The organism is Comamonas sp. Tr-654, from assembly GCF_011752915.1.
Taxonomy (GTDB): domain Bacteria; phylum Pseudomonadota; class Gammaproteobacteria; order Burkholderiales; family Burkholderiaceae_C; genus Comamonas.
Genome location: NZ_VWWQ01000004.1, coordinates 483,942 through 508,372, shown reverse-complemented (window position 1 = coordinate 508,372; position 24,431 = coordinate 483,942). Strand labels below are relative to the sequence as shown.

23 protein-coding genes are annotated in these 24,431 nt (G+C 65.6%); 9 read left to right on the top strand and 14 right to left on the bottom strand.

All coding sequences use genetic code 11. The annotated features are described in order from the left end of the window. Window positions 1–62: 62 nt before the first annotated feature. Genes F3J24_RS15595 through F3J24_RS15575 form a run of 5 tightly spaced genes read left to right on the top strand, consistent with a single transcriptional unit; the run spans window position 63 to window position 4,876 of the window. A complete protein-coding gene (locus F3J24_RS15595; RefSeq protein WP_003072550.1) occupies window positions 63–1,079 on the top strand; it encodes an ABC transporter substrate-binding protein in 1,017 nt (338 codons plus the stop codon). Then, the gene (locus F3J24_RS15590) at window positions 1,076–1,969 is read left to right on the top strand and encodes an ABC transporter ATP-binding protein (RefSeq protein ID WP_167008136.1); all 894 of its coding nucleotides are present in this window, start codon (window positions 1,076–1,078) and stop codon (window positions 1,967–1,969) included. The genes F3J24_RS15595 and F3J24_RS15590 overlap by 4 nt, the downstream gene beginning before the upstream one ends. Then, the gene (locus tag F3J24_RS15585) at window positions 1,966–2,799 is read left to right on the top strand and encodes an ABC transporter permease (RefSeq protein ID WP_167008133.1); all 834 of its coding nucleotides are present in this window, start codon (window positions 1,966–1,968) and stop codon (window positions 2,797–2,799) included. The genes F3J24_RS15590 and F3J24_RS15585 overlap by 4 nt, the downstream gene beginning before the upstream one ends. Continuing rightward, the gene (locus F3J24_RS15580) at window positions 2,792–3,673 is read left to right on the top strand and encodes a hypothetical protein (protein WP_167008130.1); all 882 of its coding nucleotides are present in this window, start codon (window positions 2,792–2,794) and stop codon (window positions 3,671–3,673) included. The genes F3J24_RS15585 and F3J24_RS15580 overlap by 8 nt, the downstream gene beginning before the upstream one ends. A gap of 36 nt (window positions 3,674–3,709) precedes the next feature. Beyond that, complete coding sequence (locus tag F3J24_RS15575) at window positions 3,710–4,876, top strand: acyl-CoA dehydrogenase family protein (protein ID WP_167008127.1); 1,167 nt, start codon at window positions 3,710–3,712, stop codon at window positions 4,874–4,876. Window positions 4,877–4,937: 61 nt separating this feature from the next. Here the strand turns inward: F3J24_RS15575 and F3J24_RS15570 are convergent, their stop codons facing one another. The 3 genes from F3J24_RS15570 to dacB form a co-directional block, all read right to left on the bottom strand. Next, window positions 4,938–5,609: an OmpW family protein gene (locus F3J24_RS15570; RefSeq protein WP_167008124.1), complete on the bottom strand. Its 672-nt coding sequence runs from the start codon at window positions 5,607–5,609 to the stop codon at window positions 4,938–4,940. Between the two features lie 33 nt (window positions 5,610–5,642). Further along, window positions 5,643–6,833 (bottom strand): SGNH/GDSL hydrolase family protein, encoded by a 1,191-nt coding sequence (locus F3J24_RS15565; RefSeq protein WP_167008121.1) that lies wholly within the window; start codon window positions 6,831–6,833, stop codon window positions 5,643–5,645. Between the two features lie 226 nt (window positions 6,834–7,059). Then, window positions 7,060–8,508, bottom strand: a complete 1,449-nt coding sequence (gene dacB / locus F3J24_RS15560) for a D-alanyl-D-alanine carboxypeptidase/D-alanyl-D-alanine-endopeptidase (protein WP_167008118.1) — start codon at window positions 8,506–8,508, stop codon at window positions 7,060–7,062. 163 nt (window positions 8,509–8,671) lie between these two features. Between dacB and tsaB the strand changes: the two genes are divergently transcribed. The 4 genes from tsaB (at window position 8,672) to corA (ending at window position 11,991) form a co-directional block, all read left to right on the top strand. Beyond that, complete coding sequence (tsaB, locus tag F3J24_RS15555) at window positions 8,672–9,376, top strand: tRNA (adenosine(37)-N6)-threonylcarbamoyltransferase complex dimerization subunit type 1 TsaB (RefSeq protein ID WP_167008115.1); 705 nt, start codon at window positions 8,672–8,674, stop codon at window positions 9,374–9,376. 7 nt (window positions 9,377–9,383) lie between these two features. Beyond that, entirely contained in the window at window positions 9,384–9,896 is a 513-nt protein-coding gene (gene rimI / locus F3J24_RS15550; RefSeq protein ID WP_167008112.1) for a ribosomal protein S18-alanine N-acetyltransferase, read from the top strand. Next, the gene (locus tag F3J24_RS15545) at window positions 9,887–10,792 is read left to right on the top strand and encodes a uracil-DNA glycosylase family protein (protein WP_167008109.1); all 906 of its coding nucleotides are present in this window, start codon (window positions 9,887–9,889) and stop codon (window positions 10,790–10,792) included. Before rimI ends, F3J24_RS15545 begins: the two co-directional genes overlap by 10 nt. Window positions 10,793–11,004: 212 nt before the next feature. Next, entirely contained in the window at window positions 11,005–11,991 is a 987-nt protein-coding gene (gene corA / locus F3J24_RS15540; protein ID WP_167008106.1) for a magnesium/cobalt transporter CorA, read from the top strand. Between the two features lie 206 nt (window positions 11,992–12,197). Here corA and F3J24_RS15535 read toward each other — a convergent pair whose 3' ends face one another. From F3J24_RS15535 to F3J24_RS15485, 11 genes are all read right to left on the bottom strand, one after another. After that, a complete protein-coding gene (locus F3J24_RS15535) occupies window positions 12,198–13,469 on the bottom strand; it encodes an MFS transporter (protein WP_167008103.1) in 1,272 nt (423 codons plus the stop codon). A 153-nt stretch (window positions 13,470–13,622) separates the two neighbouring features. Then, entirely contained in the window at window positions 13,623–14,687 is a 1,065-nt protein-coding gene (locus tag F3J24_RS15530; protein WP_167008100.1) for a porin, read from the bottom strand. Between the two features lie 187 nt (window positions 14,688–14,874). Continuing rightward, window positions 14,875–15,834 (bottom strand): PDR/VanB family oxidoreductase, encoded by a 960-nt coding sequence (locus F3J24_RS15525; RefSeq protein ID WP_167008097.1) that lies wholly within the window; start codon window positions 15,832–15,834, stop codon window positions 14,875–14,877. Next, the gene (locus tag F3J24_RS15520) at window positions 15,831–16,856 is read right to left on the bottom strand and encodes an aromatic ring-hydroxylating dioxygenase subunit alpha (protein WP_167008095.1); all 1,026 of its coding nucleotides are present in this window, start codon (window positions 16,854–16,856) and stop codon (window positions 15,831–15,833) included. Before F3J24_RS15520 ends, F3J24_RS15525 begins: the two co-directional genes overlap by 4 nt. 29 nt (window positions 16,857–16,885) lie before the next feature. Continuing rightward, window positions 16,886–17,107 carry a recombinase-like helix-turn-helix domain-containing protein gene (locus tag F3J24_RS15515; RefSeq protein ID WP_167008093.1) on the bottom strand — a complete coding sequence of 74 codons (222 nt, stop codon included), beginning with the start codon at window positions 17,105–17,107 and terminating at the stop codon, window positions 16,886–16,888. Between the two features lie 184 nt (window positions 17,108–17,291). Then, complete coding sequence (locus F3J24_RS15510; protein ID WP_167008091.1) at window positions 17,292–18,269, bottom strand: tripartite tricarboxylate transporter substrate binding protein; 978 nt, start codon at window positions 18,267–18,269, stop codon at window positions 17,292–17,294. A 68-nt stretch (window positions 18,270–18,337) separates the two neighbouring features. After that, the gene (locus F3J24_RS15505) at window positions 18,338–19,300 is read right to left on the bottom strand and encodes a VOC family protein (protein ID WP_167008088.1); all 963 of its coding nucleotides are present in this window, start codon (window positions 19,298–19,300) and stop codon (window positions 18,338–18,340) included. An 11-nt stretch (window positions 19,301–19,311) separates the two neighbouring features. Continuing rightward, on the bottom strand, window positions 19,312–20,787 hold the full coding sequence (locus F3J24_RS15500) for an aldehyde dehydrogenase (protein WP_167008085.1): 1,476 nt from the start codon (window positions 20,785–20,787) through the stop codon (window positions 19,312–19,314). A 35-nt stretch (window positions 20,788–20,822) separates the two neighbouring features. Then, window positions 20,823–22,520, bottom strand: coding sequence for a thiamine pyrophosphate-binding protein (locus F3J24_RS15495; RefSeq protein ID WP_167008082.1), 1,698 nt, complete (start codon window positions 22,518–22,520; stop codon window positions 20,823–20,825). A 127-nt stretch (window positions 22,521–22,647) separates the two neighbouring features. Beyond that, complete coding sequence (locus F3J24_RS15490; protein WP_167008079.1) at window positions 22,648–23,448, bottom strand: SDR family oxidoreductase; 801 nt, start codon at window positions 23,446–23,448, stop codon at window positions 22,648–22,650. Further along, on the bottom strand, window positions 23,441–24,313 hold the full coding sequence (locus F3J24_RS15485; protein ID WP_167008076.1) for an IclR family transcriptional regulator: 873 nt from the start codon (window positions 24,311–24,313) through the stop codon (window positions 23,441–23,443). The genes F3J24_RS15490 and F3J24_RS15485 overlap by 8 nt, the downstream gene beginning before the upstream one ends. Window positions 24,314–24,431 lie beyond the last annotated feature (118 nt).

Sequence of the window (24,431 nt, the reverse complement as noted above, 5' to 3'; positions counted from 1 at the left end):
TTCTTTATTAGACGCCTTCTCTAACCTTGCTTGCTTCAACAGCAACTTCAAAGGTTAGAACCATGGGAACCCGTCGCGACGCGCTTGGCAAGCTTCTGTCCATCAGTGCAGCATCCCTGGGCTTGGCGGCTTGCTCGCGCTCCGACAACCAGGCCAGCAGCGAAACCACCCGCACGGCACAAAATGGCAAGGTCGTTCCCTTCAACTATCCCGACAACCCCTCTTTCGACCTGATCTATCTGGCCGACAGACTGGGCTACTTCGACGGGACCTCCACCCGCCCCAACTATGTGGGCAAGATTGCCGCCCCCCAGATCATTCCGCTGGTCGGCACGGGCGACATCCATTTCGGCTCGCGCATGGTGCCGCTGGTGATTTCGGCCATTGCGGCCGGGGCCGACATGAAGGTGATTGCCGCCGGCAGCAAGACGCTGCAGGAGGCACCGCATATGAAGTACTTCGTGCGCAAGGATTCGGGCATCCGCACGCCCAGGGATCTGGAAGGCAAGACCATAGGCTTCAACAGCTTCGGCGCCTGCGCCGAGTTTGTCTCCAAGACCTATTTCCGCGAGCACGGCGCCGATGTCAACAAGATCAACTTCCTGGTCGTTCCCGACAACCAGGGCGAGCAGGCCGTGATCGGCCGCAATGTGGATCTGGCCATCATCCACCCACCCCATTCCGGCGGTGCCGAAGCCAACCCCGAGCTGCAGCGCCTGTGGACCGACTACGACCTGGACCGCGGCCTGGGCGGCATGGCGCCCTATAGCGTCAACGGCAAGTTTGCGCGCGAGAACCCGCAGGCCGTGCGCGATGTGGTCACCGCCATCGCCAAGGCCGGCAACTGGGTCAACGCCAACACCGACGAAGCACGCCGCTACACGGCCGAGCGTCTGGGCATGGAGCTCAAGCATGTGGAGCGCTATGCCTATGTGGACGACCAGATCATCACCGAGCCGCCCATCCAGTACTACATCGACGTGCTGGAGCGTGAAGGCAAGCTGCAGCCGGGCAAGGTGGCGGTCAAGGATGTGTACACCAACGAGTTCAACCCCTTTGCCAAGGGAGCGGCGACATGAGCACGGCCCTCGACGACTCTGGACCCGCCATCAAGATCCGGGCGCGCGATGTGCGCATGGATTTCGCCATCGCCGACGAGCGCGGCCGCAAGCAGCAGATCGCCGCACTGCAGGACTTCAATCTCGATATCCGTGAAGGCGAGTTCTTCACCCTCCTCGGTCCTTCAGGCTGCGGCAAGTCCACGTTTCTCAATGTGCTGGCCGGGCTGGCGCGCAAGACCGGCGGCAGCATCAGCATCGACGGCCAGCCGGCCAGCGGCATCAACCGCGAGCAGGGCGTGGTGTTCCAGGGCTATGCGCTGTTTCCGTGGCGCACCGTGCTGGAGAACATCGAGGTCGGGCTGGAGATCCGCAAGATTCCCAAACGCGAGCGCCGGGAGACTGCCGAGCAGTTTCTGCACCTGGTGGGGCTCAGCGGCTTCGGCCAGCGCTACCCGCACGAACTCTCGGGCGGGATGCGTCAGCGCGTGGCCATCGCCCGCTCCCTGGCCTATTCGCCCAGCCTGCTGCTGATGGACGAACCGTTTGCCGCCCTGGATGCCCAGACACGCGAAATCCTGCAGTCCGAGCTGCTGCGCATCTGGGAGCAGCACAAGACCACCATCGTCTTCATCACCCACAGCCTCGATGAAGCCATCTATCTGTCGGACCGCATCGCCGTCATGACGCACCGACCCGGTCGCATCAAATCCGTCCTGGACATAGCGCTGCCGCGTCCGCGCCCCGCCGAAATACGCCACGCCCCGGCCTTTGTGCAGCTGCGCGAACAGGCCTGGGATGTGCTGCGCGACGAAGTCGCCTTCGCCAGCGGCCACCGCCAGCAACCGCTGGCACCGCTGCTGCCCACCGCCCCTGATTTCAGCCTGGCCTTGCGAGGATTTGCCATATGAGCCAACTGGCCGCATCCCCATCCCGGCGTCCCGCCAAGCCGGTGTCGCTGCTTTCCTCCCGGCAACTCGGGCTTCAATGGCTGGAGCGCTCGGCCTGCGTGCTGCTGTTCTTTGCCATCTGGGAATTCCTGCCTCGCGCGGGACTGGTCAATTCAGCCTTTCTCAGCCCACCATCCGCAGTTCTGGCGGCCATCGTCCAGCTGGCGCAGACCGGCCAGTTGGGCAAGCATGTGGCGGCCAGCCTGCAGCGCTCGCTGGCAGGGCTGATTCTGGCCGTCGTGGCAGGCGTGGCGCTGGGCCTGCTGATGGGCGTGGTGCGCCGCTTCGAGGCCTTCGTCGCCCCTTTGCTGCAGCTGTTCCGTCAGGTCTCGGCCCTGGCGCTGTTTCCGGTCTTTCTGCTGTTCTTCGGCATCGGTGAAGCCTCCAAGATCGCCATCATCTTCTGGGCCGCTTTCTGGCCGGTGCTGCTCAACACCATCAGCGGCGTCAAGCAGGTGGAAAAGCTGCTGATCCATTCGGCGCTGTCCATGGGGGCCTCGCGCGGCTTCATCTTCTTCAAGGTCATCCTGCCGGCGGCGGCACCATCCATCTTCACCGGCATCCGACTGGCGGGCGCCTACTCGATCACCGCGCTGGTCGCCGCCGAGATGATCGGCTCGCATGCAGGCCTGGGCTTTCTCACGCTGAACTCCCAGGAGATCTTCCAGATCCCCAGCATGTATGCCGGCATCGTGCTGCTGGCCGTTCTGGGCCTGGCCCTCAACTATGGACTGGCCCTGCTGGAGAAGCGCCTGACGCGCTGGCGCAGCGGACTGGAATTTCATGAGTAGCGCCACGCAATCCTGGCGACGCCTGGCGATTGCCGGCACCGCCCTGGCAGCCGCTGCCGCAGGGGCTGGCGTGCTCTGGCCGGCACTGCCGGATCTCGGCGGCACGGAGGCTGCAGGCCCGGTGCTGCAGCAGGTGCAGCGCCAGGGCGTGCTCCATGTGGCCCTGCGCAGCTATGCGCGCCCTGCACTGCCTGGCGAGCCCTTGCCGCCAGAGCCCGATGTCTATGACCAAGCCCTGGCGGGCTGGCTAGGCCGGCAACTGGGCACCAGCGTCAAAATCACCCCTGCAAGCGATGCCGACTTGGTGCTAGAAGGCGTGGCGCCGCAGGACGGCCCGGTCGCTGCCGATCGCCAGACCGGCGGCAGCTATATGCCGCAGAGCCTGCAATTGCTGGTGCTCAAGCAGCAGGCCTCCCTCTGGAGCCGCCATGCCCCCGGTCACTGGAGCTCCTGGCTGCCGCATGTGGCGCAGAAGGCCGCCCCCAGACCCACGGCCTGCGTCGCCACGGGTCAGGCCTCTGCCAGCACCTTGCAGGCCCAGGGCCTGCAGCCTCTTTTCGCGCCCTCCAGCATTCATGCAGTCAGCGATTTTCTGGCCGGCAAATGCCATGTTCTGGCCGAGTCGCCCGAGGTCATCACGCGCCTGCTGCAACAGGACAACTGGCGCTTCTACACCCGTCTCGGCAACCGCTTTCGCACCACGGATCAGGCCCATATTCGTCTGGCCAAGGCCGATGCGCAGTCCACCCGCTGGCTGCAGTACGCCCTCCAGCAATGGCAGCGCAGCGGTCTGCAGCAACGCGCGCAAGACAACCGCGTCAGCACGATTGCGCTGGAAGCCTCCTTGCTGGAAGACGGAGCCATCTGCCACTGACCGTCCGCCTCTTTTCCGCTCTCCACCTTCTTCACCATGCTCTCCAGTCACTTCAACGATGTACTCGGCACCCTGGAAAAAACCGCCGTCGCACGCGACCGCCAGGGCGGCCATGCGGCAGCGGAAAAGGTCTTGCTGCGCGATGCCGGCCTGCTGCGCCTGGCGATACCCCGCGAGCATGGCGGCGATGCGCTGAGCTGGCCTGACATCTACCGCCATGTCCGGGCCCTGGCCGCAGTCGACAGCGCCCTGGCCCATGTGCTGGCGTTTCACCAGCTCCAGGTCGCCACCGTGCTGATCTATGGCTCGCGCCAGCAGCAGCGCCTCTGGCTGCGCCGCACCATTGACGAGAACGGCTGGTGGGGCAATGCACTGAACCCGCGCGACACGCGTCTGCAGGCCCTGCCCCGCAGCTCGGAGCTGGCCGGCGGCTATGTGCTCAACGGGCTGAAAGGTTTTTGCTCGGGCACACGCGGCTCTCACTACCTGACGGTATCGGCCAGCGTGGCAGGCCATGCGCAGCCCGTTCTGGGCCTGCTTGAGACCGCTTCGCCCGGCATTTCCGTCAAGGACGACTGGAACCCCATGGGCCAGCGTCAGACCGACAGCGGCTCGGTGCAGTTCAATCGCGTTCAGCTTCCCGCCAGCGCCGTCATGCGCGACGAGAACGCCGAAGTCACGGCCTTTCATACGCTGCGCAACTGCCTGGCGCAGCTGGTGCTGGTCAATCTGTTTGTCGGCGTGGCCCAGGGCGCGCGCCGACAGGCACGCGACTACGCGCGCGAACATGGCCGACCCTGGCTGGGCTCGGCGGTGGAGCGCGCCACCGATGATCCCTATCTGCTGCGCCGCATGGGCGAGATGCAGGCCCAGATTTCGGGAGCCGCCCTGATGGCCGACCACGGCGCAGAGCTGCTGCAGAAAGCCTGGGAGCGCGGCCCTGGGCTGAGCGCGGCGGAACGCGCCGAGGTCGCCATCGCCGTCTTCGAAGCCAAGGTCATGGCGCATCGCTGCACCCTGTTCGCCACCCAGGAAATGTTCGATGTGGTGGGCTCACGCGGCACCCATGCCGACCTCGGCTTCGACCGTTTCTGGCGCAATGTTCGCACCCATACCCTGCACGATCCGCTGGACTACAAGCTCCAGGCCCTGGGCCGCTGGGCCGTGCATGGCGAGGAGCCTTCGGCACAGCACTACAACTGAAGCCGCAGCCAAAAAGAAAAATCCGGGACCCGCCCGGATTTTTCGTGTCGGCCGCTCCGCCTCAGAAGCGGTAGCCTATCCCCACAGAGAACACATCGGGATTGAGCCTGACGCTGATGCTCTGGCCCGAAGACAGGTGGATCTTGGTCTTCAGAAAGCTCTTGGAGTAGGACGCATCCACAAACCAGCGCTCGTTGAACTGGTAGACAAAGCCCAGCTGGGCCAGCGCACCGAATTTGTCGTCGAGTTCGGCCGTGGTCGGATTGGCCAGCGTGCCGCCGCTCAGACCGTTGAGCGTGGCCGTGGTCTTCTCGCCATAGAAGTGGGCATAGGTGACACCGGCACCCACGTAGGGTCGGAACGCCGCCTTGGCCTCGTTGAAGCGGTACTGCAGCATCAGCGTCGCCGGTATCGCCTTGGTGCTGCCCAGCTTGCCCACGCCGGCAATCGCGCCGGCTCCCGACAGGTCATGCTTGAAGGGCGTGGCCAGAGGCACGTCCAGCGCCAGATTGTCGGTCACCATATAGGTGATGCCGCCACCCAGCTGGGTATTGCTGCCCGCGTCGACCTTGGTGTTGGGAAAGGATGGTGCCGACAGGTTGCCACTGCTCACATCGGGCGACAGATGGGTGATGCCCACACGTGCCGACCAGGTGCCCGCAGATTGGGCGCTGGCCAGGCCGCAGGCCGTCAGGGCCAGAAAGGCGGCAGAAATCCGCATATGTTTCTTCATTGTTATCTCTCCTGATTCTTGCTGCGGATGGGCTTAGAGCCAGCCGGCCTGTGCCAGCGAACGCGACACCAGCTGACCCATCTGCTGGTAGCCGTAAGGGGTGGGGTGGAAGCTGTTGGCGAAGACATAGCTCTTCCACCAGTCGGGGCTGGTTTCTCCCTGAGGAATGTTGGCGGCCAGCTTGTCGGCGCTGCAGGTGGACAGCTCATCGGTACCGATCTTGGAGCAGGCCGCCACCGTGGCGTTGGTGAAGTTGTAGGCAGCAGGGTTGGAGATCTGGCTCTTGAACTCGGTGTAGAAATCCACCACGGCGATGCGGCTGTCATTGCCTGCGGCGGTCTTCAGGGTGGCGTTGAACGCGCTCACCCAGCCGTCCAGCAGGGCTTCGGCCTGCTTGGAGGCGGCCGTGCCCTGGGCCTGGGCGATCTGGGCCAGCACGGTGGTGAACTTGGGGGTCATCTGGATGGCCGGAATGTTCAGCACGGCGATGCGCGTGGCGCCCTTGGCCAGCAGATCCGTCTGCATGCTGGTCGCCAGGTTCTGGGCCAGCGTCTGCATGTACAGGCCGCCGGCCTTGACGATGCCGTCCGAGCCCTGGGATAGCAGGGCCGTCAGCGTTGCGGTATCGATCTTGGAAGCCAGGAAGGCCTGCAGGTACTTCTGCGCCGCCTGCGCCTTGGCGCCATCGGCAGGCGAACCCGTTACGGCATAGGTTCCAGCCGCCGACTGATAGGTCAGCACGGCCGTGATCAGCGCGGCTGCGTCATTGGCGCCGCCATCGATGAGGATCAGGTCGTTGGAGGACACACCGGCTGCGCCGGCCTCCTTGATCTGCTGCAGCACGGAGATGGGCGAGTTCACCACCTGGCCGGAGGCATCGACATAGTTGATCTGCGCGCCGCCGATGGCGTAGTTGGTGCAGCCGGCATTGGCGGTCACAAACGTGGTCTGGCTGGTGGGCTTGTAATGCGGGCACAGCGAGGTGCTGTAGAGATCGGCAATGCGCTCGGGCCAGACCAGATAGGGCTTGCCGGTCGTCGGGTCGTTGCCCTGCACGGTGAACTTGTAGCCGAAGGTGCCGCTGTCCGAGAGGCTGTCGCCCATGACCTTGACCGAGGTGACCTTGGCCTTGGGGGTGGTATCGGCACCGCCTCCGCCGCCGCAGGCCGCCAGCAGGCCCACCGTTGCCATTGCAGCCGCCAAGAGTTTGAGTTTGCTTGCCAAGATGATGTTCTCCTGAGGTGTTGTGAATCGCACGGTCGTGCTTTTTTCCTCAGCGTCATCCTAGCGACACTCATCCCCGCGTTGTTATCGGGCAATTACCGATGGTCGGACAAAAATCCAACGCTCAAGAACCTGGTCATCAGGCTGTCACGCAACAAAAAACCGGACCTGAGTCCGGTTTGTCGAGGCGCAAAGGGCAGCCAAGAGCGGGCGGCCACCAGAGCGGCTACTGGGCCGCCGTCCAGTCCACCAGGGCATCCCAGGCCGTGCGCGCCGCGGCCGCATTGGCATGGTTGGCCATGGCCACCAGCACATAGCGCTGGCCGCTGGCGCCGTCGACATAGCCGGCCAGCGCCGCCGAGTCGCGCAGGCTGCCGGTCTTGAGGTGGGCAGCGCCTGCAAACCGGCTCTTGCTGCGGCGCAGCGTACCGTCCACGCCGACGATGGGCATGGAGGAGACGAACTCGGGCATCACGGGCGAGACCCAGGCGTTCTGCAGCATCTGCCCCAATCCGCTGGCCGTGATGCTGGCATTGCGGCTCAGGCCTGCGCCGTTGTCCACCACGGGCTGCTCGGCATTGCCCCAGCGCGCGGCCCACCACTGGGCCAGCGACTGCCTGGCGGAGTCGAAGCTGGCCACGCCAGTGCGCTGCATGCCCAGGGTGAGCAGCACATGCTGGGCCATGATGTTGTTGCTGTATTTGTTGATGTCGCGGACCACTTCTGACAGTGCCGGAGACTCCAACTGGAACGCCGGCTGCAGGCCCTGGGGCACGCCGCCGTCGCGCACGGCGCCGGTGAGCTTGCCGCCCAGCTCGCGCCACATGCCTTCTATCGCCTTGGCGGCAAAGCGCTCGGGCTGCGCCGGTGCGATGGACCAGCTCTTGTCGCCGCAGCTTGCCGGATAGCTGCCGTTGAAGGCGATGCGCTGTGGATTGTTCATGTCCAGCTGCATCTTGCTGCGCCAGTCGCCACAATCAGAAGTAGGAGCAGCCAGCGCAACTGTCTGCTGGTTTTCCATGCCAAACATTGGCGGATCGTATTGAATACGAGCTACACCAGCTCCTGTATCGGGAGCAATATTCAGTGCCACGGCCTTGTAGTTGATCAGCAGCGCATCGGGCGAGGCGTTGTAGGGCCGCCAGGGCTCGTTGTCGAAGACCGCCGCATCATGCGCGGGCAGCTGAAAGGCGCTGCGGTCCAGCACGATATCGCCCACGATGACCTTGACGCCCATGCCTTGCAGGCGGCGCAGCATCAGCCACAGACGCTCCAGCACCAGTTTGGGATCGCCCTGGCCCTGAATGTAGAGGTTGCCGCGCAGAGCGCCATCGACCACCGGGCCGCCCAGGTAGACGGGTGTGCGCCAGACATAGGCAGGGCCCAGCTGGTCGAGCGCCGCATAGGTGGTGACCAGCTTCATGACCGAGGCCGGATTCATGGCCTGGTGTGTGCGCCAGGCCAGGTTCGGTGGCGATCTGCCATCCACATTCATCACCAGCAGCGATACGGCATCGCGCGGAATCTTGGCGCGTTGCAGCGCCGCGTCCACGGCGGCGGGAATGCGGGTGTCGGCAGGCAGGGATTGCGACAGCGCGGGCTGGGCCAGCAGCGCCAGCAACGATGCGCCCAGCGCGCTCAGGGTCTTGCGAAGAAAGAAGGGGGTCTGCAGCATGGGGCCAGAGTCTACGCCGGGCTTCGTCCATGCCGGGCATTGGCAGCACCTGCGGCAAGCTGGCGGCGGGCGTCCGATAATGCAGGGCTACGCTGCCCTCTCCTGCAGCCCAGTGCAGTCCGTATTGCGCTCCAGCCCGCCTGCGGCTGACGCCCCGCCGAACATGAACCTTCTCGCCATCGACACCAGTACCGATACCTTGTTTGTTGCCGTCCAGCGTGGCGATGCCATCTGGCAGCACAGCGGGCCGGGCGCGCAGCAGTCGTCGGCCCAGTTGCTGCCGGCCATCCGCCAGCTCATGAAGGAGGCCGGGCTGAGCTTTGCGCAGCTGGATGCCATTGCCTTCGGGCGCGGTCCCGGCTCCTTCACGGGCCTGCGCACGGCCTGCGCCATCACCCAGGGTCTGGCGTTTGCCGCCAAGGTTCCCGTGCTGCCCGTGGACTCGCTGCTCACCGTGGCCGAAGAGGCCCGTCATCTGCATGGCTGCACCGAGGTCGAGGCCGTGCTCGACGCGCGCATGCACGAGGTCTATCACGCAGCGTTCCGCTACGTGGATGGCCAGTGGATCGAGCCCGAGGACTTCGGTCTCTGCGCCCCCGAGGCTTTGCAGGCCGCAGCCGGCCATGCCGTGGCGGGCAATGCCCAGCCCGTCTACCCCGAGTTGCTGGCACCCGCCGCCCGCCATGTGCACGCCATGCCCACGGCCACGGCCATGCTGCGCCTGGCTCCGGCACTGTTGGCAAAAGGCTGCGCGGTGCCGGCCGAAGAGGCGCTGCCGCGCTATATCCGCGATAAAGTGGCAAAAACCACGGCCGAACGCGAAGCCGAGAAGGCCGCCGCCGCTGCCTCCGACGCCGCCTCCCGATAAGTACCTCATGACCTTGCCCAGCAGCTCCACACTCGCCACCGACGCCAGCACCCAGGATGCGGCATCCCTGGTGCATTTCGAGCCGCTATCCGCACTCTGGCTGGACACCCTGCTCCCGATCGAGGAGCAGGCCTATGTCCACCCATGGACGCGCGGCAACTTCCAGGATGCCATGGTGGCCGGCTACCAGATACAGCTGCTGGTCGATGCCGATCACCAGTTGCTGGGCTACTTTGTCGCCATGCAGGCGCTGGGCGAGGTGCATTTGCTCAATATCACCGTCAATCCGGCCTGCCAGCGCCAGGGCTGGGCGCGCGTGCTGCTCGATGCGCTGGCTCTGTGGTCGCGGCAGCAGAATGCCCAATGGATCTGGCTGGAAGTGCGCGAAAGCAATGCCCGCGCCCGCGAGGTCTACCTCAGGCACGGCTTTGCCGAAGTCGGCCTGCGCAAGAACTACTACCCCAACCCCAACGGCCCGCGCGAACATGCGGTGCTCATGAGTCTGAAACTATGGCCCTGAACCTGGACGCCCGCCAGCGGGCCATGCTGGAAGCCATGGGCATCACCGTCTGGTTGCCCGAGCCCATGGAACCCGTGGCAGTGTCTGCCGTCACTGCCGTTGCCGCCGCACCGTTACCGGTCGCCGAGCCCCTGCCCGTCGCGGCACCGGCAATGCGTGTGGCGCCGCCGGCCCCCGTAAGCCCGCCCGTGGCGCAGGCCGCCGCGCCCACAGCCGAGGCAGCGCCGGCACCAGCACCGACCCAGCCGACCAGACCTGTCAGCCCACCGCCCCAGAACCTGTCCGGCCACCGGGCGCACGAGCCGCGCCAATTTGTGCAGCAACCCGCCGCAGGCCCGGCCGGCGAACCCGGCCTCGGCTGGACCATCAGTCCCGCCCAGCTGGTCTACCCCCATGCGCCGCAGCATGTGCAAAGCGCCGAGCAAGGTGGCTGGCTGATCCTGCTGGAGCCTGCCGCCAACCCGCCCCTGCTGAGCCCGGCGCAAAGGCCTGCGGCCGACTGCGCCCAGACGGCGCTGCAGGGCGATGCTGCCAGGCTGCTGGACAATATGCTGCGCGCCCTCGGACTGCAGGAAAAGCCGCGCGTCTTCAGCGCCGCGCTGCACCGCGCGCCGCCCGATGCCGATCTCAGCCATGCCCAGGCACTGCAGCCAGCGCTGGAGACGCTGCTGCGCGAGCTGCGTCCCGACTGCGTGCTGGTCCTGGGCCTGGCCAGTGCACGCGCCGTGCTGGGTCGCCATGATGCGCTGGGCCGGCTGCGGGCCGAACCGCACCACATTGCGGGCGTGCCCACGGTGGTGACCTACGACCCCAACTATCTGCTGCGTGCGCCGCAGGCCAAGGCCGGAGCCTGGGCCGACCTGGTGCAGGCCGACGCGTTTACCAAGGGGCTGTGACAGGCGGGCGACAAGCCCCGCTTACCCACTCTCCCAACTATGACGCACGCGACATGCTGCAGTGCAACGTAGCATAATCACTGGCTTCGAATTATTGAAAGACATCCGTGGAAACCTACCCTAGTTGGTAGCTTTCAGCTCCCGGTGAAGACTGTGGGGGTTGAAAGCGCCCTGATCCCTGCAGAACCTCAAGAACAACCGGGAGTGAGCTGATGCTCAACATCTTTACGCTGGCCAATGGTCGACTCGTTCAGGAAGAAATCGAGTCCCTGGCAGACCTCGAACGCTTTCGCCCCATCTGGGTCGACCTGGAGTCGCCCACCCTCGAAGAAAAGCGCTGGATCAAGCAGCACTACGAGCTGTCCATCCCCGAAGACGCGATGGACGAGGACATCGAGGAGTCGGCGCGCTTCTACGAAGAGGACAACGGCGAGCTGCATATCCGCAGCGACTTTCTGATCGACGATGACGAAGACCCCCGCTCGGTGCGCGTGGCCTTCATCCTCAACCAGCACAATGCCGCGCTGCGCAGCCACGGCGTGCTGTTTTCGATTCACGACGAGGATGTGCCTGTTTTCCGCCTGCTGCGCATGCGCGCGCGTCGCGCACCGGGTCTGATCGACGCTGCCGAGGACGTGCTGCTCAAGCTGTTTGACGCGGACGCCGAATACTCGGCCGATACGCTGGAGCGCATCTACGACGACCTGGAAAAAGCCAGCAAGATGGTGCTGTCCGGCGATGTGACCGACGAGATGGCCAAGGAAGTGCTGGGCGCGATCGCCCGCCAGGAAGACTTGAACGGCCGCATCCGCCGCAACGTCATGGATACGCGCCGCGCCGTGAGCTTTCTGATGCGCTCCAAGATGCTCAATGCCGAGCAGTTCGAGGAAGCGCGCCAGATTCTGCGCGACATCGAGTCGCTGGACAGCCACACGGCTTTTCTGTTCGACAAGATCAACTTCCTGATGGATGCCACGGTCGGCTTCATCAACATCAACCAGAACAAGATCATCAAGATCTTCTCGGTGGCCAGCGTGGCCCTGCTGCCGCCCACGCTGATCGCGAGCGTCTACGGCATGAACTTCAAGTTCATGCCCGAGCTGGACTGGGAATTCGGCTATGGCTATGTGGTGCTGCTGATGATTCTGAGCGCTGTCGGCCCCATGCTGTATTTCCGCAAGCGCGGCTGGCTGAAATAACCCCCTGCGGCGCCGCGCCTTCCCTCCTGAGGGGACAACACCTTTGCCTGCCTTGCTTGATGCCTGCTCGGATACGTGGCATCCGGCTCAATGCGCTATTTATCAAAAGAGGAGCTGTTTACGAATGAACGACGGTCATCTCAGACTCAAAAGATGTTGAAACCCATAAAAAAGGAGCGCCAAGCGCTCCTTTTTTTGCATGCGCATCACGATGACTGCGCTTCCGCACCGCGCTCGCGCACCCAGAGCACGATGCCGCAGAGCATCACGATCACCTGCGTGCCAATCAGCGCTGAAAAGCCCGCGAAGAATCCCGCAGCCACGCCGCCCCGGGCCGACAGCGCACCTATCACCGCTCCCATGATGGCCGGCATAAAGCCGGCAACCAGACTGCCCGCACCATTGACCACGCCATAGGCGCTGGCTACATGCTCGGGCCGTGCGCAATGCTGCACGGTGCTCGGAATGGCCGGGCTCATCAGTCCCCAGCAGAAGTTGGCGGCAATCAGGCAATAGGCCGCCGCATAGCGGTCTTCCATATGGATGGCCAGCCACACGGCGATCGCCACGCCGAGGCTGCCGAAGACAAAGATCAGCGGTACCTGGCGGCGCGCGATGCGGTCGATGATCATGCCGCCCACGAAGACCGCAGCCACGCTCGCATACTGCGGCAGCGAAGCCAGCCAACCCATCTCGCGCATGGAAAAGCCGCGCGACTCCTTGAGATAGGCGGGCAGCCAGTTGCTGCTGCCCCAGAGATAGGACAGAAAGGCCGCCGTGAGAATGGTGATCAGCCACAGATAGCGCGTGTGCATGGCACCGCGCACGATCTGGCCGACCTGGCCCACGGCCTGGCCCAGCGACTGGGGCTTGGGCATGCCGGTCTCCACCTTGGGCATGCGCACAAAGGCCCAGACCAGCGGAACGCCCAGCAGCACGTTGATGAGGCCCAGCACATGGAACGAGGTCTCCCAGTTGTGGCCCACGACCAGGTAGCCGACGAAGGGATAGCCCACCGCCAGGCCCAGTCCGGTGCCCATATTGACCAGGGAGTTGGGCTTGCCGTTCTCGCGGCTCTCGAAATGCGCCTTGATGTAGCTGCCAGCCAGCGAGAACAGCGGCCCCTCGGACACGCCCAGCAGAATGCGCGATGCCAGCAGCAGCCCGTAGCTATTCATGGCCGGCGACAGAAAGGTCACAACACCCCACAGCAGCAAGCCGGCAAACAGGCTGCGGCGCACGCCGAACAGCGCCGCGCAGAATGGAGTGAGCACAAAGGACGAAACACCGTAGCCGACCATGAAGGCCGTGGCCAGCAGGCCCTGGCGCGTTCGATCGTCAGGGGTGAGGCCGATGTGCGACAGAAAGTCGTGATCGGTGATGAGGACCGAGATATTGATCCGGTCCACGTAGGAAATGGCGACGATCACGAACAGCGTGACCACGCCCCACCAGCGCAACGAGCGTGAGTCTTTCATGATAGGAGTCCGGCTAGCGTTGAGAGAGAGAGAAAAGCCGGGACCGGCACCCGCCGGCCCCGCCAGGGCGCACGTCCTGGCGGGCGCGCGGTACGGCAGCCGTGCTGCCGCCGAAACCCCGGGGCCGGCCAAGGCCGTCCCGACGGGGCAGGATCAGAAGAAGTGGCGGATGCCCAGTTCCAGGCCGTTGGAGTTTCCGCCCGGCGTGGTGCCGGGAGCGCTCAGCCCCTGCACGCCGATGGACTTCACCGCCGAGCCCTTGTTCTTCAGGAAGGCATAAGTGCCGTAGACCTGGGTGCGCTTGGAGAGGTTGTAGCCATAGCCCACGCTGATCTTGTTCCAGTCCGCATTGCTGCCGGACAGGTTGTAGTGGCCGAAGGAGGCACGGGCCTCGCCATTGCCCACGGGAGCGGTCACGCCCAGCTGCCCGGCCGTGATCTTGGTGCCACCGCGCTTTTCCGATGCCCACAGCAGCATGGGCTTGGCCACGCCGAAGTCGTAGGACAGGCCCACATTGTTCGCCGTCAGATTCGTGTCGCTGGTGTTGCCGTAGAGCCGGCCCGTGGCCAGCGCGCCGTTGAACGCCCCCTGGCGGTAACCCAGGCGCAGGCCGCGATAGTCGCCCTCACGCTTGTTGGGTGCGCCGCTGGGCTGCTCGCCGAATGCCAGCTGGGCCTGACCGTAGAAGCCGCCCAGGTTCTGAGGCAGGAAATAGCTCACCGCATTGCTGATCTGTATGGGAGCGCCGCCGGTCGAGGGAACGCCCGGAATGCCCAGCATGGTGAAGGCACCCGTGCCGCCCACGCCGTTGGTCAGGAAAGGGTCGAAGATCAGCGTGTTCAGAAAGGTCGCCGAATCATCGCGCCCCAGGCGCACCTCGCCCCAGTCGCCCATCAGACTCACGGTGGAGCGGCGGTTGAAGTTCAGACCACCGCCCGTGGCCTTGCCCGCGCCGCTGTCCACGTCCAGGCCGGCCTCGAGCCAGAAGCCCGCCTTCAGGCCGCCGCCCAGGTCCTCGGTGCCGCGAAAGCCCAGGCGGCTGATGTTGGCGCCACCTGTGGAAAGGCCGGTCTTGGAGGCTCCAGAGCCGCCCAGACGGGCCACGCCGACGTCAACGACGCCGAAAAGCTCGACCTTGGACTGCGCAAAAGCCGCGCCGGGCACAGACGCCAGGCAGGCTAGCGCCACGCCGAGAGCCGGCGTATGGATGGATTTCATGGTTTTGTCTCCTCTAGGGGTGGTGGGTTGTCTTCAGTTGCTGGCCCAGGGCCTCACGCGTCAATTCAGCACGGTCCAGCCAAGGGACCCCAAGGAAGGGCCCGGGCCGGCCGCGCCGAGGGTGTCGCCCCTCTCTCCCGCAAAGCGGATGCAGAGCGGGGGAAAGCGCGAAGCGACTCAGGAGATGTCATATATCGAGGACCAGGCGCTCGCTCTTGCAGCCGGAGACGCAGACCATCATGACCTTGTTGCCGGCGCGCTCCTTGGGGCTGAGCACCGAGTCGCGGTGGTCGGGCACACCTTCCAGCACGCGGGTCTCGCAGGAGCCACAGACCCCTTCGCAGCAGCTGTGGTCCACATCGACACCGGCGTCCAGCAGCGTGTCCAGCAAGGACTTGTCGGGCGTGATCTCGATGAAGCGGCCGCTGCGCTTGAGCTCCACCGTGTAGTTGCTGCGCGCATCGGACGATGCCTTGACTTCCACCGGCGTGAAGCGCTCGATATGGGCGTTGGCATGGCCGAGCTCGGCGCAGAACTTCTCGAAAGCGTCGAGCATGGGCGTCGGGCCGCAGGAATAATGGTGCAGACCCGCATCGGGTGCGCGCTGCGCCAGCAATGCCCGCAGATCGGGCGGGCCGCCCGCTTCCGCATCGAAATGCAGATGCAGCGGCATGCCCAGGGCCTGCAGCTCGGCCAGAAAGGCCGCGCTCTTGCGCTCGCGCGCAAAGTACAGCATCTCGAATGAATGCCCCAGGGCCTTGAGCCGGCGTGCCATGCACAGCATGGGCGTGATGCCGATGCCGCCGGCCACCAGCACCGAATGCGTCGCCGCCTCGTCGAGCGCGAAGTGGTTGCGCGGCTCGGAGATGGTGATGGGCATGCCCACGCGCAGCGACTCGTGCACGCAGCGCGAGCCGCCGCGGCTGGCGCGGTCGCGCAGCACGCCAACCACGTAGCGATGGCGCTCGCTGCTGTCGTTGGACAGGGAATAGCTGCGCACCAGCCCGTTGGGCAGGTGCAGGTCGATATGCGAGCCGGCCGTGAAGGCCGGGAACTCGACGCCATCGACCGGGCGCAGCTCCACGCTGATGGTGTCCTGGGCCTCGAAGCGCAGCGTGTGCACAAAGGCCTGCAAGCTGTTGCTCATGATGCGATGCCTTCGTCGATCTGTTCCTGGGCCTGACGACGCAGATGGCGACGCAGGCGCACCAGGCCGATGTCGTGCTGGTAGAGGTTCTCGCGCTCGTTGGCGTCGGCTTCCATCTGCTCCATCATGATGCGGTCCTGCTCCAGCACGGCCCAGTGGCGCGCTTCGAGGCGGTTGCGGTAGAGGAAGCGCCAGGTGTCGCGCATCCAGCCCTGCACCTTGCGCGCGCGCCAGAAGAACACGGCGCACAGATCGGCGCTGATGGGCGTGACGCAGGCGACGATGGCGAAGTTGCCGCCGGGGCCGCCGGTCTTGGGATAGGGAATCTCCAGGCGCATCCACTGCGCGCCGGTTTCGCCGTATTCGGTCCAGTCGAAGTTCACGCCGCGCTGGCCGACCTTCTCGAACACAAAACCGTGCTCGGTGTCACGCACCTGGAAGCTGGCCTTGCTGTCACCCTCGGCCATGGAGTGCGACTGCTTGTGCAGGAAGGTGCCGTGCATGGGGTCCATGACGTTGTCCAGCGCGTAGCGGTAGTCGCTGCGCCACTCGGCATAGCACAGGAAGTTCGAGTACTCGGGCGAGCTCAGTTCCTCGGGCAGGCTGAAATCGGGAGCCTCGTCCACATGCTTGTCGCTGTTGTAGAGGAAGATCGCACCGTGCATCTCGCGCACATGGAAGGCCAGCGCTGCGCGCGAGCCTTCGAGCTTGCAGCCGGGGCTGCCGGGCACCTTGGTCACCGTGCCGTCACAGCGCACTTCCACGCCGTGGTATGGGCAGGCCAGGCGGTCGCCCAGGATCACGCCCTGGGACAGCGGCGCGCCGCGATGCGGGCAATGGTCTTCGAGCGCATGGACCTGGCCGGCAGCATCGCGCCACAGCGCGATCTTGCGGCCGAAGCGGCGCAGCGAGACGGGCTCGGTCTTGACGAAATCCGAAGGGCAGACCGCATACCAGAGGTTCTTCAGACCCGTATTGAGCAGGCGGTCCACCGGATCGATGGTGATGGTTTGTACGTTCATGGGGTACTCCTGTCCTGTCCTGTTCTGTCTCAATAGCCCAGACGGGCCATCAGCACCTGAAAGCTGTCTTCGGTCCAGGGCTCGCCGTTCTCGCCGGCAGGGCCGCTGCGGTTGATGTAGGCCACCAGCTCGGGCAGCGTCTGCACGCCCTCGCCGAAGGCGCGCTCAATGGAGTCGCCCAGCAGGTCCTCAAACAGGGTGGAGGCGCGCTCGCGCGCCTGATGCGGCTCGAGATATCGATCAGCGGCCATGGTTCTCTCCTTCGAAAACTGTCTTGAATCGTGGTTCGGTTTCATTGCCCGGAGCGCTGCGTGCCACCCGTATCGCGTGAAACTGGCGCGGCCCGACCTCAGGGACACCGAGAAAGGGCCGCCCCGCACCGAGGGTGTCGTCCCCCATGGGGGAAGGCGCGAAGCGACTCAGGGGGTAGGTCATTCAATCAGCCCGGATATCCAGGTCCTTGATGAGCTTGCCGAAGCGGTTGTAGTCGGCAGCGTTGGTCTTTTCCAGACGTGCCGGCTCGCCGCCCGCAGGCAGGGCGCCGAAGGCCGCCATCTTGGCGACCACATCCGGCATCCTCAGAATTTCATTGAGATGGGTGTTCAGCAGCTTGACGGTCTCGGGCTTCATGCCCCTGGGACCGAACAGGCCTTGCCAGGCCGACACTTCCACATCCTTGACGCCCTGCTCGGCCAGCGTGGGCACATTCGGTGCCAACGGGCTGCGCTGGGCATCGGCCACGGCCAGCACATTGACCTTGCCGCCCGCGTAGGGCGCGATGGGGCCCCAGGTCATGAAGGTCGTGGGCACATGGCCGCCGATCAGATCGTTGACTGCGGGCGCCACGCCCTTGTAGGGAATGTGGGACAGCTTGGTGCCCGCCGCCTTGTTGAACATCTCGCCCAGGATGTGCATGGGCGAGCCGCTGCCGGGGCTGGCATAGGTCAGGCCGTCGCGCTTGCCCTGGCTCGCCAGGGTCTTGATGTCCTTGATGCCCGAGCTCTGGCTGGCGGCCACGAACATGGGCTGCACGCTGGTCTGCACGATGGGCGTGAAGCCGCCGAGCACGTCGTAGCTCGAGCCCGCGTTGGTCTTGAGCACGAACTGGGCGATGGCGAAGGTATTGGGCGCCAGCAGCAGGGTGTAGCCGTCGGGCGCGGCCTTGGCCACATGCACGGTGCCTATGGTGCCGCTGGCACCGGGCCGGTTGTCCACCACCACGGGCTGACCCAGTCGCTGGCCCAGCTTCTCGGCATACAACCGAGCCATGGCATCGGTATCGCCGCCTGCCGGATAGGCCACGACGATGGTGATGGGCTTGCTCGGATAGGCTTGCGCCAGCGCGGAACCGGACATCTGGGCTGCAGCCAGCAATGCAGCAGCGATAACTACCTGGCGACGAATATTTTTCATGAAATAGCCCGTGGGGTTGTGGAATCGTGGTGGGAGGGATACCGGCCAGCCGACGCTGCCAATGCCTCTTAATGCTTCTTGTCTGTCAGGAACTTGCCGTCGGCAGCCCCCACGCCCTTCTGACGCCGGGTGTTGCCGTCCAGGCCGCCGTCGATGGCCCACTCGGCGAACACCGTCGGGCCGGGCTCGAACTCGCGCGGCTGCCAGTCGGCAGTCAGCTGGTCCTCGTCGGCGTAGTACTCGACCAGCGCACCGGCCGGATTCTTGAAGTACCAGAAATAGGCCGAGGACACGGGGTGGCGACCCGGGCCGAGCTGGGTGTCCCAGCCGCAGCGCGAGATATGCATGCCGCCGCCGAAGACTTCGTGGATGTCGCGCACGGTGAAGGCCACATGGTTCAGGCCCGCATGCTTGTCGGGGCGCTGCAGCAAGAAGATGTCGTGGTGCCCGCCATCGGGCGCGGTGCGCAGGAAGGCGCCGCGCTCGGGATAGCGGTCCGAGGCCGCGAAGCCGAAGTTCTCCACATAGAAACGCTCGCAGGCCTGTACGTCCTTGACGAAGAACACCACATGGCCGACCTCGATGGGCTGGGCACGCTCATAGGCCGGGCTGGCCTGGTTGATGCGGCCCTTGCGGTCCCAGGTGTTGTACTCGGCGCTTTGCATCTGCACATCGCGCTTTTGCGTGAGCTGCAGGCGCACGGCCAGGCCGTTGGGGTCGGTGCAGCCGATGCGGCCATTGCCCTGGACGAAGCCTGGAAGCGCGCGGATGCGATCTGCATACAAAGCCAGGTCGGCTTCGCTTTCCACTCCCCAGACCACTTCGCGCAGCGTGGGGCCGGCTTCGATGGCGGGCGGCAGATCGGGGTGGTTGGTGGCAGCCACGATCACGCGGCAGCCGTTGAGTGTCTCGAACACCAGCCGGTCGGCCTGCTCCTCGGCCAGGCTCAGGCCCCAGTCGAGGAAGAACTGGCGGCAGGCCGCCAGGTCGTCGGCGCCGTAGCTGATTTCGTCAATGCCCAGTACGCTCATGTCGTGCTCCTTCAATTCGCCCAAGCGATGGGACTCTCGTTCAAACCCCAGTACATGCTTTTCTGTTCCATGTACTGCTGTATGCCCAGACGGCCTTTTTCACGGCCCAGGCCGCTGTCGCGCCAGCCGCCGAAGGGCGTGGAGATGGAGAACTGCTTGTAGGTGTTGATCCACACAGTGCCGGCCTGCACGGCACGGCCGATGCGCCAGGCGGCTTTGTAGTCGCGCGTCCAGATGCCGGCGGCCAGTGCATAGACGCTGTCGTTGGCCTGCTCGAGCAATGCCTCTTCGTCATCGAAAGGCATGGCCACGAGCACGGGGCCGAAGATCTCCTGCTGACAGATCTGGTCGTTGTTGGTCACGCCTTCGAGGATGGTCGGGCGGTAGTAGTAGCCGCGCTCGTACAGCGCACCCTCGGGGCGGTGACCGCCGGTGCGCAACCGGCCGCCTTCGGACAGGCCCAGTTGCACAAAGCTCTCGATGGATTCGCGGTGCTTGGCGGTGATCAGCGGGCCCATCTGGGTGCGCTCGTCGGCCGGATCGCCCACGCGCAAGGCGGCGGCCTTGGCCGTGAGGCGTTCCATGAAGTCGCCGTAGAGTTTGCGTGCCACGAACAGGCGCGAACCGGCGATGCAGGATTCGCCCGAGGAGCTGAAGATGCCGTAGAGCACGCCGTTGACGGCGTGATCGAGATCGGCGTCCTCCAGCACCATGGTGGCCGACTTGCCGCCCAGCTCCAGCGAGACGGGCATCATCTTGTCGGCCGCAATGCGGGCGATGTGCTTGCCGGTGGAAGTGCCGCCCGTGAAGGACACGCGCTTGACCAGCGGGTGCTTGGTAATGGCGTCGCCGATCACCGAGCCGCGGCCGGGCAGCACGCTGACGATGCCCTTGGGCACGCCGGCCTCTTCGCAGATGCGGGCCAGTTCCAGCGCCAGCAACGGCGTGGCTTCGGCGGGCTTGACGACCACGGCATTGCCGGCGGCCAGCGCGGGAGCGAGCTTTTGCGCCTCGCTGGCGATGGGCGAGTTCCACGGCGTGATGGCCGCGACCACGCCCATGGGCTCATAGACGCTCATGGTCATGAAGTCGCCACGCGAGGGGGTGATGGTCTCCTCCATGGTCTCGCAGGCCGCGGCGAAGAACTGGAAGGTGCCGGCGGCGCTGGCCACCAGGGCGCGCGTCTCGCTGATGGGCTTGCCGTTGTCCAGGCGCTGCAGCTGGGCCAGAGGCTCGGCGCGCTCGCGGATCAGCTGGGCTACGCGGTGCAGCACGGCTGCGCGCTCATGGGGCTTTTTCTGGGCCCAGCCGCTGGTGCGGAAGGCATGGTCGGCCTTCTCTATGGCCTCTTGCACATCGGCCAGGCTGGGGGCTCGCAGGCGGCCCACCACCTCGCCGGTCGCGGGGTAGAGCGTGGCGGACTCGTCGCCGCCGCCAAGACGCCATTCGCCGCCGATATTGATGGGGAGCAGTTCTAGGTTCGACATCGTGAAGCTCTTTCGTTCTTGCTGGTCGTGCTGGCTCACTGGCCCTTGGTGGTGGCCGGGATCTGGTCCAGCTTGTTCACCGGGGGGCCCGAGAACGTGGTCTTGAAGCTGCCGATGGCACGCATGTCGATCTCGAGCAGGAAGGGGCCTTTCTTGCCCCAGGCGCCTTCCAGCACCGCAGGCAGATCCTCGAGATCGCTGATGCGGGCATGGGGCAGCTTGATGGACGCGCACAGCTGGGCGTAGTCGGGGGTGTGCAGCTCCACGTAGCAGCGGCGGCCGCCGTAGGATGCATCCTGGATGTTCTGGATCACGCCATAGCGCTGGTCGTTCATCAGAACGATCATGGTGTCGCACTCTTCCTGCACCAGGGTGGCGAGCTCGCCCAGGTTCAGGATGAAGCCGCCATCGCCGGCCAGGCCCAGGGTCTTGCGGCCCGAGCCGCTTTCGGCCGCGCCGATGGCCGCACCGATGGCCATGGGCATGCCCATGCCGATGCCGCCGCCCGTGGCGTGCACGCCCGCGTTGGAATCGAAGAAGCGCAGCTCGCGGTTGCCCCAGGTGCTGTTGGAGACTGTCACGTCACGCACCCAGTTGAAGTTGCGGCCCACGGCCTGCTGCAGCTGCTGCACCAGGGCGCTGTAGGGGCCCAGGCCGTCGCGCATGGTGGCCACGACTTCGTCGTGCACCTGGCGCAGGTCGGCCAGCAGTTCGGGGTCAGCCTTGTAGCCCCGCGCTTCCAGGCGGTCGGCCAGACCGTTCAGGGCCAGGGCCGAGTCGCCGCAGACAAAGCCGTCATCCATATAGCAGCGGCCTTGCTGGGCGGCGTCCACATCGATGCGCAGCAACGGGCGCGGCAGCTTGAGTTCGTACTTCAGGGTTTCGTTGCTGCGCAGGCGCGTGCCCACGGCCAACATGGCGTCGCAGCGCTGGTAGAAGGCCTCGACGGGCTTCTGGATGTTGTAGGCGCCCAGCGAAGCGGGGTCGTCCTCGGGCACGATGCCACGGCCCTGGCCGGTGCTCACAATGCCGAAGCCCAGGGCCTTCAGACGCTGCACGGCAGCGCCGGCATGGCGGGCGCCGCCGCCCAGCCACAGCAGCGGGCGCCTGGCCTTGGCCAGTTGGTCGGCCAGCGCGTCGAGCGCGGCCTCACCGGGAGCCAGCACGCCCACCGGCAGGGGCGACAGATCGGCCGGCATGTCTATCAGCGCCTGCTGGATGTCGATCGGGATCTCCACACTGACCGGGCCCGTGGGGGCGGTCATTGCAGTCTGCACCGCGGCCTTGAGCGTGGACAGGCAGGTCTCTGCGCTCAGCACGCGGAAGGCCGCCTTGGAGACGGACTTCAGCATGGTCAGCTGGTCCGGCGCCTCATGGATATAGGACAGCTTCTTGTCCAGATACTGGGTCTCGATCTGACCCGTGATGTGCAGCAGCGGCGTGCCGGCCGTATAGGCTTCCACCAGGCTGCCGGCGATGTTGCCGGAGGCCGGTCCGGTGCTGGTGATGCAAACGCCCAGGCTGGAGGTGGAACGCGCGCAGGCGTCGGCCATATTGCCTGCCCCGGCCTCGCCGCGTGCCATCACGAAGCGCACCTTGCCGCGGGCAAACATCGCGTCGAGGATGGGCATGTTGTGGATGGAGATCACCCCGAAGGCGGCCTTCACGTTGCAATGTTCGAGGAATTCGGCAACGACGGCGCCGACGGTGATTTGGTTTGCGGTGGATGTCATGTTCTGGTCTGAATTTCGTTAGTGGTCGAAGCCGGCGCGCCTCATGCTTGGAACGCCAAGCAAGGGCCTAGGCGGCCCCTCTCACAAAGCGTGAGAAGGGGAAGCAGCGCAGGCCGCACAGGGGGTGCTACGCATATCGCGAAAGGCCTCCGGAAACATCGATATGGCTGCCGGTCGTGTAGGAAGACAAGGGCGTGGCAAGGTAGAAGATGGCGCGGGCAGCCTCGGCGGGTGAGCCCAGGCGGCCCAGCGGAATGGACTTCTTGCGAGCCAGCTCGGCACTCCACTGCTCCCAGGTCTGGCCGCGGTCCTCGCGGGCCTCGAAACGGCGGCGCCATTGGCCGGACTCGATCAGGCCGACCAGGATGCCGTTGACGCGCACGCCCTTGGGCGCGAACTCGGTGGCCATGGAGCGCACCAGGTTCTTGAGGCCGGCGCGCGCCGCCGAGGTCGCGACCATGTGGGGCTCGGGCTGGGAGGCCAGCAGCGAGTTCACGCAGACAATCGCCGACTCCGTGCCGCGCTCGAGCTGGGGCAGAAAGGCGCGCGTGGGATGCAGCACCGAGAAGAACTTCAGGTGCAGCTCCTCGGTCCAGGCTTCGTCGCTGGTGTTCTCGAAGGTCGAGACACGGCCCTGACCGGCATTGTTGATGAGGATGGAAGCCGGGCCCAGCGCCGCTTCGCTGGCGCGCGCGAACTGCTGCACCTGCTCGGCATCGAGCACGTCGCAGGCCTGGGCGAACAGGCGCTCGCGAGCCTCGGGGTGACGCTCCAGCAGTTGCTTGACGGCCTGCTCCAGACGCTCGGGGTTGCGGCCGCACAGGGCTACGCGGGCTCCCTGGGCCAGCAGCAGCTCCACGGTGGCCAGGCCTATGCCCGAAGAGCCGCCGGTGACGACGGCCGTGGCGTCGAGTTTGAAATCATGCATGGCCGCCTCCTGCGCGCCTTGAAGTGATGGACAGAACCTGCGCGCTGGACTGCGGCCGGTAGTTGAGCAGCTCCGACAGTTCGGCTGCCGCCGCGCAGACACGCGGCACCAGCTCCGTCTGGCGCTCGGGATCGATCTGGGCCGAGGCCAGGGTCACGCCCAGGGCCGCGATGACGCGGCCGCTGTGGTCGCGCACGGGCGCGGCGATGGTGGAGATCGAGCTTTCGTAGAAACCGGCACCGGCTACATGGCCGCGCTCGCGATCGGACTGAACCAGATCGAAGAGCTCGATCACGGTCCCGGGCGTATTGGGCGAATGGCCTTCCAGATGCTCTTCGGGATAGAGGGCACGCAGCTCGGGCAGCGAGAGGTCGGCCAGCAGGATGCGACCCAGCAGCGTGGCATGGGCAGGCAGCCGCGTACCCACGCGCACCGAGCTGGTCAGCGGCGTCGGCGGCGTGACCTTGGCCACATAGACGATGGAGCGGCCGTCGCGCACCACGATGTTGCAGGGGAAGCGGATTTCCTCGCACAGCCGCGCGATCACCGGCTGGCCCAGCTCGGTCAGGTCCATGGAGGACAGGAACTCGAAGCCCAGACGCAGCACTGACAGGCCCAGCCGGTAGTCGTTGCCGCCCTCGGCACGCTGCAGAAAGCCCATGCTCTCCAGCGTGTTGAGCATGCGGAACACCGTGGCGCGCGGCAGCTGCAGGCGACGCGCCAGCTCAGGCGCGCCCAGCGCGGCGTTGTCTCGGCCGAACTCCTGCAGCAGGCGCAGACCGCGCTCCAGCGCGGGCACCATGTACTTGTCGGAGCCGCCGTCCGGCGCGCCACCAACATCTTCAGGAATAGTGGAAGCAGACATATCCAACTTTCGGTTCATTCCAGCTTGTTGCACCCGAGCTTGAAGCGCCCCCGCTGCATGCACCGTTTCCGTCGCCAGAGACAGCAAGCAAGGGCCGCCCCGCAGCGAGGCTGTCGTC